Annotated in this window: 5 protein-coding genes; all 5 read left to right on the plus strand. The window is 43.7% G+C overall.

Features of this window, described 5'->3' with window-relative positions; genetic code table 11:
* The first annotated feature begins 214 nt into the window (after nt 1-214).
* A complete protein-coding gene (locus tag M9899_10830; protein MCO5114651.1) occupies nt 215-2257 on the plus strand; it encodes a M23 family metallopeptidase in 2043 nt (680 codons plus the stop codon).
* Between the two features lie 115 nt (nt 2258-2372).
* Nucleotides 2373-3152: a hypothetical protein gene (locus tag M9899_10835; GenBank protein MCO5114652.1), complete on the plus strand. Its 780-nt coding sequence runs from the start codon at nt 2373-2375 to the stop codon at nt 3150-3152.
* 178 nt (nt 3153-3330) lie between these two features.
* Nucleotides 3331-4725: a 30S ribosomal protein S12 methylthiotransferase RimO gene (rimO, locus tag M9899_10840; protein ID MCO5114653.1), complete on the plus strand. Its 1395-nt coding sequence runs from the start codon at nt 3331-3333 to the stop codon at nt 4723-4725.
* Nucleotides 4726-5124: 399 nt separating this feature from the next.
* Nucleotides 5125-9123, plus strand: coding sequence for a hypothetical protein (locus tag M9899_10845; GenBank protein MCO5114654.1), 3999 nt, complete (start codon nt 5125-5127; stop codon nt 9121-9123).
* Nucleotides 9124-9447: 324 nt separating this feature from the next.
* On the plus strand, nt 9448-13216 hold a 3769-nt coding region (locus tag M9899_10850; protein MCO5114655.1), incomplete at its 3' end, for an Ig-like domain-containing protein.

Genomic DNA, 13216 nt, shown 5'->3' on the forward strand with positions numbered 1-13216 from the left:
TTCCCATAAGATATATATTTAACCAATTTTTCTCCGTCCAAAAACTAAACACCTGCCTATCCAAACTCTAAACACTGCATTCTGAAAATACAAAAACCACCGCCACCTCTTCTATATTGGTTCTTTTGTGTTAGTGGGGGTGACAATTTTTGGTACAGAACTTGAATCTTAAGTGTTTGGAGACATCCGTTTTTAACGCCATAGGGGGAGACCAATGGTTGTAAGATTTAAAAAGCATGGTGTGTGGGCCCTAAGCCTTAGCCTGTTCACGGCCTTAGTGTCGTTGTCATGGCACGCTTACCAAGGAGAAGCCCAGTTCTTTTCACTCGTAGATGAACCCGATGCTAGACATCCCCAAGCCACTGTAAGCATTCAAGACGTTTCCGTCTTAAAATCAGGTGCAGGACTTGTGTCATCTTCCGCATGTACACTTTCAGAAAGTGATGACAGTCCATTTCGTGTGGTGCAATACACAGGAAGCGGGACTTCTCATGTAGAAAACATTCGCGATCAAGGCGGTTCTGTCCTTTATAAAATGCCTAACTTCTCTCTTGTACGCTTAGTGGAAGGTCGTCCAGCTGCTGAGGACAATCGTTACTCTTTTGCAGAAGTTGTGGGAACCCATCAAGCTGAAGTCTCTCAAAGAGGAGTGATCGACACTTCTGAGGATTCTAAAGTTTATGAAGGCTACGTCTTTAATGACTCCTTAAGTAATATTGAAAACCACGTTTTTGAAGTTTTAGACTCCGAAGAAAAACTATTTAACGCCGCTTCGGCCAAACATACCTTTTGGATGGCCAAAGAGTCTAACGACAGATTTGTAATCGTAGACTGTCCATCAAGTTCAGGTAAATCAAAGCTTGTGGTGTTTGAAGTTTATGATTCCTCAGGTTCTAAAAGATTGGGACTTGTGGCGGTCGACCCTCAAGACGCTTCTATTTTTAGAAATATAAAAGTAAGAACCTTCAGTGAAACCAGAGCCTACTTTCAATCAGGAGGAAGTTCTGGCTCAAACGCTAATTCGGGTGGGGTAGTACTTCTGGGTGATGAAGATCCTAAATCTGGAAGTGGTGGCTCTGTCATTCTGGGCCAAGATGATGAAGGCCAATCAGGAAGTTCAGACGATGAGGATGAACTCGAAGATGATGATTATGATGCCAACGTGGAAGAGTCAGATAACGAATACGTCATTGACGATGTTCCGCTTTATGAAGGCAATATGGATTACATGATTTGCACTTCACAAACTAAACTGAATGTGCGCCCCTTTAATGATGTGAGCACGGTGCTGTTTGAAGCCAACCCTTATGAGGCGATCATTCCTATGGAGTCTTTTAATAATGACGAAAGATTCACTCAAGAAGTGGACGGCACGGAATATACGTTTCTTAAAGTTCAGTTCCCTGATCGCGATAATGCTATAGGTTGGGTTGCTGAGAGTTATGTCTCTGAAATATCAAGATGTGTGAGTTACCAACAAAGACTAGGGGACGACCAGCCTATCGTGTGTACCGCAAGTGGGACTGTCAATGTTAGAAACGAAGATTTAACAGACGTGCTCTTTCAAGCGGATCAGTTTGAACCTTTAGCGATCAGATCAGATGCTTCTGATATCGAAAAAGAATATAAATCAGGGGACGACACTTATACAATGGTGCCTGTGACCTTCATTGATCGTGGTAGCGAAGAGGGCTGGATTACTAAAGAGTACGTGAAAAAGAAAAAAGAATGTACTCCTTACAATACCCAATCCACTGCCAATGCGGCAAGTGGGGGATGCTGTAACTTCCCATTAGCAACACGCCCTACCCATGACTACACCACTGGAATGAGACGATTTGGTGCCAACAGAAGCAAAGGGAAACGTTTACATGCGGGTGTGGACCTTTATTCTAAAGATCGTGCGCCTGTGTACGCGGTAGACTCTGGGACTTTACGTGGATTCTATAAGTTTTACTATGATGTGTATGCCATCGAAGTGACTCACAATAACTTTATCATCCGTTACGGTGAGGTGTTAAACAAGATGCCTGCGGGTCTTAAAGTGGGCCGCCCTGTAAGAATGGGTCAAAACTTAGGTTGGATCTGGAAGATTCGTCAACTTAATGTTAAACCTATGCTCCACTTTGAAATGTACAGTTCTAAGAGATCAGGAACATTAAGTGGTGGTGGTAAGTATAAACGTCGTTCAGATTTAAAAAACCCCACCAGTGATATGAGAAAATGGGAACGCAAAAAATTTGGAACTTCTTACTAAGAAGGTTTGGATTGGTAAAACCCTAGTATATATGGGATAGATTTTAGTTGTTGATGAAACGTTTAGAAAGAAGATAAAAGCAGTATTGAGCTTTTTTAGAAGAATGAGGAATAAAATGAAAAACATTTTTAAAGATACAGTCATTAAACATCTAGAAGCCGTCAAAAGTTACGGTTTGGTGGTTATGGGTTTATTTTTGGTCTTTATGGGCTGTATGCGATACCAAGGGGATAAGGACATTCCAAAAGAAAAGTTCAATCAACCTGGCGAGACCGTTCCTGTAGATACTGAAGTTCCTTATGTCACTGACCTGATTACGGGTGAAGTGGTGGTGGACGCCAGTCAGTTATTGCCAGAAGTGTACGAAGGGGTTTCTGCCGAAGAAAAGCAAAGCCTTGTACAAATGGTCGGTACACTTTTGCAGTTTGGATTAGACTCTTCAAAGGGGTATGACAAATTATCACAAACCTTAAGAGACATGGGTGTAGACCCTTGGGTCATGCGTAATGCCAACGCTGATGACGCTTCTATGTTTTTTGTTAGAACTAAAAAGCGTTTGCCAGGAGTTAAAAACTTTCACGCTCAATTTATGAGAGACGGCAAGGACAGCTATACCCAACACATGTCTTTTGACTTTAAACCCTCAGCAGGTTCTCTTGAATTGGCAGAAAAAGCCATTAAGGCTTTATATCCTAAACTAGGTGCCCCGAAGTTAGTGGTGGGCAGCGGTGGAGCTGGGACCCTAAAGTCATGGGCTATTGAGAACGAGATGCACATCTTTATCCGCGTTTTGGATGAAGAGTTTGTCAAACAAAGACATCACTTTAATGCCTATGGCCCCGATGACGTCGGAGTGGTGAGAGTCACTATCGAAGAAGACATTGAACTGTGGTAAGGTCTTAGTTCCCTTGGCCATTGATAAGTGCTAGTGATCTATTTTGTCTGGGGTAGGTCGCGCCGTCAGATAAAGCTTTTTACGCTTGACGGTTGTCGACCACTTAAAGCTAAAACCAGATAATCTTTTTTACATTCCCTCTATGCGGCCCTAGGTTTTTATAGTAAAACTGGCCGCTATGAAAGAAGTTCAAGCCAGCTCTACATTTAAAAACGATATGGCAAAGTCCGTGTATTTTTCCTCTTTAGGATGCTCTAAAAATCTTGTGGATTCACAGGTCATGTTGGGGCACATGGGACTTGCGGGCTATGAGCTTAAGACCGAACCCTCAGAGGCCCAGGTCATTGTGGTCAACACCTGTTCTTTTATCGAAGAGGCGCGTAAAGAGTCGATCCGAGAAATTTTAGATTTAGCTGAAAACAAAGAAACAGGAAATTGTGAAGTGCTTGTGGTGTCAGGCTGTATGGCTCAAATGTACGCTAAAGACATCGAAGCTGAAATGCCCGAAGTAGACCTGATCATCGGTACGGGCGAGTACAACAAAATCACCCAGTACCTTAATGCCATCGAAGAAGGACGCATTGAAAAGAAGTCTTTTGTGGAAGTGCCCAAGTACATCCACACCGAGTTTGACCCTCGTCTGCAAACTACGCCTGAGTATACGGCATGGTTAAAAGTGTCAGAGGGCTGTGATCGCAAATGCACGTTTTGTATTATTCCTCAATTGCGTGGAGGTTTAAGAAGTCGAAGTGTCGAGTCTCTAGTGGCAGAAACCAAAAACTTAGTGGCAAGAGGGGTGAAAGAGATCAATGTGATCTCCCAAGACCTGTCTAGCTACGGCATGGACTTAAGCGAAGATAAAAAATCCCACCAACTTTATGAGCTTTTAGATGGATTGGAAAATATTGAGGGCTTGCAGTGGGTGAGATTATTTTACTATTACCCCGACGAGCTTTCTGATGAGGTGATCGAAAAGATCGCAGCTTCTAAAAAGATTTGTCACTACTTGGATATGCCTATCCAGCACTTTTCTGATTTAACACTCAGAAGAATGAATCGAAAAATTAAAGGCGAACTTATTTTTGACCGCGTAAAACGCCTAAGAGAAAGAATTCCTGATATTGTGATTCGCACCTCTGTCATCGTAGGTTTTCCAGGTGAAACCGAAGAGGACTTTCAAAAGCTGTATCAGGGCATTGCCGAATGTCAGTTTGACCACTTGGGTGTTTTTAAATATTCCGACGAAGAGGGCGCGCCTGCCTATCGTCTGGGTGGCAAAGTAGATCAAGACACCATCGACAGACGGTTTACTGAAATCTATGAACTACAAAAAGCAATAGTTACGCAAAAAAATGCCAAATGGTTAGGCAAAAAACTGCAAGTTCTTGTTGAAGGGTATCACCCTGAGACAGATTTACTGATCAACGCCCGCCACTATGGCCAAGCCCCCGACATAGATGGCCAAGTCATCATCAACGACACCGAGGGCATGATCTTAAAACAAGGCGACCTCGTCACTGTAGAAATCACCGATGTCATGGAGTACGACCTTATCGCCCGCATCCTCCCTTAATTTGGAGTTCTGATTTTATCTTGTTATTCCCTTCTAAAAGGCCCAGCAAAGACGGGTGCAAAGCGTCTTCGGCACGCGTTACCCTATGGGACCTTTCGGCCCCACAGGCCAACGCATGTCGGATACGCATTGCTCACTTTTGAGGTCCTTTTAGAAGGGAATAACAAGATAAAATCAGAACTCCAAATTAAGGGAGGACGCTAAGTAGTCTTGCTTTGGAGTGGGGCGGGAGTCTCGTTTTGTGACGGTGTATTTTGAGGCGCTCAGTTGTGTTCTGTGTGTCGCCAGTGTTTAGATTTTGTCATCCCTAGACTTAAGTAGAGTCTGTGTTTTTACGATAAGTTAAAGGTATGGCACATTGGTAGTATGCTGATACTGTGGAACGTTGAAGGGGGCTTAATGGGCAATTTCAAAAAACTATGTCTAATTGCATTTGTAAACTTCATCATCTTTGGTTGTGGTGGTGGAGGCAGTGTATCTATTCTACCAACATCAGATGCCTTTGATGAATCGGATTTAAATTTCAATCCTAATATGGACATCTTGTGGGTGGTCGATCCTTCCAGAAGTATGTATGACAAGGTGGAAAAGGTCAGAAACAACATCGAAGCTTTCGTGACCGACTTTATTAACGAAGGTTACCAATACCAAATGGGTGTGATCAGTACGGCCGCGTGGTCCCACGAAGAGTATGTGGCGAACAACAGTTTGACCTATCTGTTAGATGGTTCAGATCCACTTTTTGCAAGATTGCACAGTGGGGAGTGTGTGGATTATGCCAACACAGTCGACCCCATTTTAAATTATTTGACTGCGGATAACTTAAGTACGTTTATGCAGAAGTTCCAAAAGGTATTTGATGTGTACGGTGTAAGTATCGGAACATCAGGTTGTGGACTAGTGGGGCCTCCGTTCAGAAGCAGTTATACTACGCCCCCAAGTGGAAACATCTTTTCACAAGAGCCACCCTATGACGATTCAATTAGAGGTTTAATTGCTAACTATATTGATGAAGAAAGACCTCTTCAAAGTATGCGTGCGTTTTTAACTTTAGATCATGCTAAGCCCAGTGGTCCTTCAAGATTTTTACGTGATGATGCTTACTTGGCGGTGATCATCATTACCGATGAACCAGACAGCTCCGCAGGTACCGCTCAAGAGTATGTCGACTTTTTAACAACCATTAAAGGATCGACAGACAGGTTTGCTGTATACACTATTACTGATCCTGCTTTTACCGATCATAAGTCCGCTCAAGTTGCGGCGTTAACAGGTGGAAGTTCTTTAAATATTCACGGTACTCAGCAAGATTATATCAATAACTTAAATAGTATTAAGAACGCCATCTTAGTAGAAGCTACGGCTTACCCTTTAAATTATGCACCTGTTGTGAATTCTATTGTTGTCGAGATCATTCGTGAAAACGGAACAGTAGTTGCAGTGCCTCAAAGCGTAGGTGGCGGCCCAGGTTGGACATATAACCCCGCCACTCAGACACTGAGCTTTTCTGAAGAGTATTTACCTACTCCTAAAGATGCCATTGTGGTGAACTATACCCCTGCAACTTTTGTGCAAGGAGTGAGTAAACAACCACGGTTGGATTTAACCCATGCAGATGTTGCTGAAGGCAGTGCGAACTCCACCACTGTGGGTACGATCAGTCTTCGTAACGGCAATGCAGACCATGTGGGAGTTTTTGCGTACACGATCGAATCCGACACGTCTACGGGTGGTTTTGGAATCACCACCAATGGAGAAACCGCAGAGCTATTTGTGGCTGACACCAGCAGATTAGACGCTGACGATAAATCTCGTCATGAAGTGGAAGTTAAACTTACTGTCACTCGTGAAGATTCAAGTACAGAAGAAGTTAGCAAAACCTTCTTGATTCGTATTTTGGATGTTCCAGATAGTGATCCTATTGCCAATGATGATGCTTATACCGTTTCCGCTTCGAATGCTGACCCTTCAGGAAATATCTTTGTCACAGGTAACGTTTCCTACAACGACACAGGCTTAGATGCTTCAGAAACTCATACGTTTTCTGTAACCACTCCTGCCAGTGCAGGCAATGCGAGCTTTGTTTCTAACGGTGTGTTCAATTACAACGTAAACTTTTCTGAGCTGACATTTACAGGCAATGAAGCCGTAGTGACTTTTGTTTACGAAGTGGCAGGAACTGTGGCGACACCTCCTGCTTCTACCCCAGCATCAGATACTGCCACGGTCACTATCACCATCTTACGTGATAACCAAAATCCTATCATTGCCACGGTTCTTCCAGATAGAACTATTAACTTTACGGCTTCTGAAGAGGTCTTGGCGTTCAATGCCAGTGATGTGACATCTTTCCATATTGAATCAGGTTCTATTGCGGACCTTGTTAATACAGGTTCCTCAAGTGGTCTTACAACACGTACAGGTACTCAACCTGGCTTTCTAGGAACGCCTTTTGTGGAATTGAGTTTCCCAAGTGTGAAGTCTTACTTTGAAGTTCTAGAGTTCCGTATTGAGGGTGGGCATTCTTTAGGGAATGCGGTGCTTCAAGTGCTAGATGCTAACGATCGCGTGCTCACGCGTGAGATCATTGGCGTTGATGATGGGGGAGGATCAAGTGGAGCCAACCTCACTATCCCTGTACAACGTGCGGTGATTGGGAGAAAGATTAAAATCTTAAGACCTCAAGGTTCAGTGAACCCTCAGGGTGATCAAAGATTAAGTTTGGACAATGTGACAGTTTATGGACGAGAAGCCTTTATTGAAAACATTGACCTAAATACTTACTTTTCTGATCCAGATATGTTACCTGCTGATCCAGACAAGCATTGTGCAAGTCCATCGGACCCACGCTTAGACTGTTTAACTTATTATATTACGGATGAGTACGGTGAGGGTGCGGCTCCTGCATGGGCCACTCTTGCAGGCGATGGTCATAACTTAAGACTGATTCCACCGGCAGGTGCTGATGCCATGATTGGTGTGCTCGCTGTGGATAAGTTAGGAGCTACGGCTTTCCAAAAATTCCGAGTACAAAGAATAGGCTCTGGTAGCATTCAAAATGCTTCGCCGATCTCGTTATTGGCACTAGATGATGCAAAACGTGGAGGGATCACCTTAAAACGTTTTGGTGGAGAAAATGAAACCACCAATCCTAATACGGATAACAAAATCCGTCACGGTGAGAACGACAACTTCTTGTTAGACCCTTATGCGGGTGAAGCTATACGCGCGGCTATAATGGCTGGAGATTGTAATGGAAGTTCAGGAGTGTGTTCGTTACAGGCTTCAGGTTACCGAACAAATCCTAATTCGATTCCTTCAGCGATTAGAAGTGAGTTTGTGACTTTAGGTATAAGTAACCAAACGCCACATTTTGGTGATAACTATGGTGGAGAAAATGGTTGGAGCAATACTCCTATATTTGTGGATGAAAAGTATCCATCAGGGGACAGTTTAAATCCATTAAGTACGACTCCTCCTTACGCCTACCCGAACCGTAACTTCTCTGGAAGATGTTACAGTTCTGCGTTTATGACTGGCTCTAACAACTCAGGTAAGATTTATCCATGTATTACGGGTACAGGTAACGATGGACCGAACGACGTTCGTGGTTACGGCGAAACCTATACAGGGTACTTTGTACCTGCAAAAACAGGTGTCTATAGATTTAGAACACAGTCTGTGGATGACGTGGTTCAATTGCAAATGGCACCTACAGAGTACCAAGAAGACCTCTTACCTGTCTTTACAGCTAACCACGCCAATGGGGTAATGGTCACGATGATGGCCAGTTTATACAGCACTTTAGGTGGACAAAGCCCATCATCAGGTAATGAATTTGCCACAACACCAAATGCGGGTCATCCGACACAGATCTTCTTTGGTAGCGATCAGACCTCTTATCAGCATGGATATGTCTTGCTCAAACAAGGTAACGTGTATGTGATCGAGATTCGCTTTGCTGAAGGTGGTGGTGTCGTGGCCTTTGACTTCGAGTACAGCCGTAAAGACCAAGGTACAAACACGTGGGATGATTGGAAGGCCATAGACGCTTCAGTCGTGGTGCCATCAGAGGGTGGCGACAGGCACGACCCCATGATCATTGTAGGTTCATCTCTACCATTTGATGCCAAAGCTTTATTCTATGACGCCGAAGATGATGCTCTGGAATACACAGCACGCTTGGTCAATCCTAACGGAACTCAGTACGGTTCTGGTGCAGTAGAGCAAATTGGTTTAAGTATGGGAAGTTCAAGTGGAATGTTATCAGGAACTCTCAACTCAACTTACACCAGTCTTCCTGAAGCCCAGCGTCCAAGAGTCATCTTTAAAGCTAAAGAGCGATTCACATCAGCAGAAGCAGAAGTGGAATCTTTAGCGATCAAATTACAACCTTAAGCGACTTGGGTTTGTAATGAAAGACACCTTCTCACAAGAGGGTGTCTTTTTTTATGGATTTAAAATTTTCATCTTTGAAATCATCCAAGCTTATAACAAGATATTTAGGTCAGACAGCTACATTTTGAATGTATGGTCTTCTGGGGTTTGACCTCACAGAGCGGAGGAGAGGGTTGGGGATTTTGACGCCCCCTATACACTCCTTCGACCTAGACCAAGGTCGATTTCTTGCTGGACTCTTTTTTGGTACCCTAAAGAGGATTCAGCTTTTTAATAAGCATAAATAAATCTCAAACCAAAGTTTTTTAAAACAAAGGAACGTATATGAGTGTCATCCATAAAATTCTTATACTTATTTGTTCAGTGATTGTGCTGAATTCTTGCGGTGGCGGAGGGAGTGTTTCTGTTCTGCCAACTTCTGACGCTTTTGATGATTCAGACTTGAATTTTAATCCCAAGATGGACATCTTGTGGGTGGTGGACCCTTCTAAAAGTATGTATGAAGAGGTTGAAAAAGTACGAAGCAACATTCAAGCCTTCATCACCGATTTTATCACTAATGGTTATGAATATCGTATGGGTGTGATCAGCACTTCGGCTTGGTCAGAAGAGGCTTACCTAGCTAATCCTTCTTTGACTTATTTGCGTGAGGGTTCTGAACCTCTTTTTGCAAGGCTGCATAAAGGGGAGTGTGTGGATTATCCTAACGTGGATGATGACTTGGCCATTTTGGATCACTTGAACTCTTCAAGTTTGGGCCAGTTCATCACTAACTTCCAAACAAATTTTGATGTCTATGGTGTGAAATTAGGAACTTCAGGCTGCGGTTTAGTTGGTCCTCCGTTTGGAGACTTCTCGCCAGTACCTAACAACATCTTTGCCGAGTCGGCTTATGATTTATATCGTGGTGCGATCTCTGACTACATCAACGATGAGCGTCCACTACAAAGTATTCGGGCCTTTTTAGATTATGATAAAAACCATGCTCCTACTCGATTTGTTCGTGATGATGCGTTTTTAGCTATTATTATCATCACTGACGAACAAGATGCGTCTCGTGACAGTTTAAATCCAGAATCTTCCTATAACAGAGCGGTCGATGCTAATGCTCATTCTGCCCAAGATTATATTGATTTTATTGAAAACGACATTAAGCCGTCGGGCCAATTTGCCATTTATTCTATTGTGGATATGAATATATCAGACAACATCGCTAGAACTGCGGCTACGCTTTCTGGGGGAGTCGCGTTTGATATCAACGCTAATACAGAAGAATATGTCACCAACTTAAATAGCATTAAAGATCAAATTTTAGTAAGTGCCACAGCTTACCCTCTTCAGTGTCCTGCCGTAGAGAACTCGATCACAGTTGAACTTGTAAAAGCTGGTGGGGTAGAGATTAGCGTTCCCAAAGCGACTGGAGTTTCTGGGGGGTGGATTTATAATAGTTTAGCGGTGACCCTAGAGTTCACGGCGGACTACTTGCCTGCAAAAGGTGATTTGATCAATGTGAATTATACTCCTACAGGTTTTACTTGTGGTTATGGTGTCAACCAACCGCGACTTGTGATCGACAATGCTGAAATCTCTGAAGGTGCGTCAAGTGGTACACTGGTAGGTACAGTGTCACTCATCAACGCTGACGGAACTGGCGGTGTGTTTCACTTAGACGGAGATACATCTACTGGAAATGCTTTTAGTTTAGATGCAAATACGGGGGCTTTAACTCGTTCTGCGACGGGGAGCATAGACACCGAAGTTAAGGCCAATGAACAAGTCACTGTAAGAATCGTTCTTCCTGATGCCACAGAGTATGATCGTGCCTTTACTATCCGAATTTTAGACGTTCCTGACTCAGCACCTGTAGCTCACAGTGATGAGTATGTAGTGTCAGAATCTATTGTGGACGGAAGTGGTGATGTGAATGTGATTGGGAATGTGTCGTACAACGATAAAGGGTTAGATTCTTCTGAAGCTCATACCTTTGATGTCGTTCCTGCTTCACACACAGGAACGGGTGGCATTTTAGGGTCTCTAAGTTTTAATCCTGATGGAACCTTCTTGTTTAAGGTCAATGCCGCGTCTTTAATGCTAGGTGCAGGGGACAGTTATGTGCGTACTTTCCAGTACACCATCACAGATGAAACCCCCACTACAAGTGCACCTGCTACGGTGACCATTACAGTGACTGGGGAAAACCAACCTCCAGTGCTTTCAACAGTTATCGGTAACAGAACAGTAGCTTTTGATAACACAGTGGTGTCGATTCCATTTGTAGCGGGAGACCTTTCGGCTTCAGGAACTGGGGCAGGGGCGCTTGCAAATATCATTGCTGCAGGTGGAGCTGGTTTTCAAACATCAGCATCTGCGGGGCAAGCTCACTGGATTGAAATGCCATTTCCTACTGTAAGTCCTTTCTTTGAAGTGCAAGACTTTGTCATTGATGTGACTTCAGGACATTCATTGGGGAACGCCGTTTTACAAGTGCTAGCAGAGGATGATCGAGTTTTAACGCGTGAAGTTTTACCCGTAGATGAAAGCGGCACAAGTCTAACTATTCCGTTAGCAAGCGAAGTGATTGCGAGCAAGGTGAAGATCATTCGTCCCAATGGGTCGATGAATCCAGCGGGGCATAATTATATTGATGTGAACCGCATTCAAGTCAGAGGTATTGAAGCGGTTGTCACATCCATTGATTTAGATCTTCACTTTACGGACCCTGATGGAGAAGCCTTAACTTACTACGCCACAGACATTTACGGTGAGGGACCTGCACCAGCATGGGTGTGGATTTCTGGAAATGAACTTCGCTTTATTCCGCCTCCAGGTACAACAAATCAAGCTGTAGGTGTGTTGGCTCAAGATCCAAGTGGGGCCGCAGCCTTTACCACATTCACGATCACGCGTACAGGATCAGGAACTTATATCAATAAATCTCCTTTATCCTTGTTGACACTTAGTGATGAAGATCGTGGTGGTGTGTCGTTAATGCGTTTTGGGGGAACGGGCGGAGGAAACAATGTGGTTCACATTGAAATTGATAATTTTATCTTTAAGCCCTACATCACCCTAAATGGTGGGTATTATGATATTACAACTGACCCAGAGCAAACGGTTCATATTACAGGCGATGTTTATGGTAGTGAAGTTCATAATGGGTGGAATTCAAATCCTGTGCATACGGATGATAAGTATCCATTGAGCAGTTACAGTTATTGTAACAATACTATATTTACAGGGCAGTATGGTAAGATCATCCCATGTATTAACGCCAACCGATCTTATGGTGAGATTTACTCTGGATACTTTGTTCCTGCAAAGACAGGTGTTTATAAATTTAGAACCAGATTGATCGACAACACCATTATGCTTAGAATGGCACCAACGGAATATCTTGAGGATGCCATTGATGTATTTTTGGCAAACTGGCAGGATACCGCCTTAGAAGCTGTTTTACAAAGTTTAGCCCCAGGTATTGGAAGCCCAGAAAGTCGTAACAGCGAATTCGCAGGGCAAGGCACAGGGGGTTCGTTTACGAATTACCAAGCCCTTGGTTATGACACGAGCCTGTTCTTTGACATGGATAGCATCACACAGTCTCGCCGCGATGGTTATGTTCACTTACGTCAAGGTAACGTGTACGCTTTTGAAATGCGCTTTGGCGAAGGGGGCGGGGGAGTTCACTTTGAATTCGAATACAACTACAAAGAGCCCAGCTGTGATCCTACAAATTCTGATATGAATAACGAAGGTCAAGGCCCATGCTGGGATGGTTGGAAAGCCTTGGATGCTTCAGTAGTTGTTCCAGAAAGAGGTTCTAGTGCTTACGATCCGCAAGTCATTGGTGGTTTAGGAGGCGTAAGCTACAATGCCAGTCGCTTATTCTATGACCCAGAAAGTGATGCACTGGTTTACAGTGCCCGTCTGGTGAATGCCGATGGAACACTTTACACCTTAGGTGCAAGCGGAACAGGTCAACTTTCTGACATTGGTTTGACCATCAGTGCGCAGAATGGAATCTTAAGTGGAACACTCACTAATTTTACGACCCATAGGCCACGTATTATTTTCACTGCGACAGAGCGAGACGTGT

It is taken from the genome of Pseudobdellovibrionaceae bacterium (genome assembly GCA_023954155.1).
GTDB lineage: Bacteria > Bdellovibrionota > Bdellovibrionia > Bdellovibrionales > UBA1609 > JAMLIO01.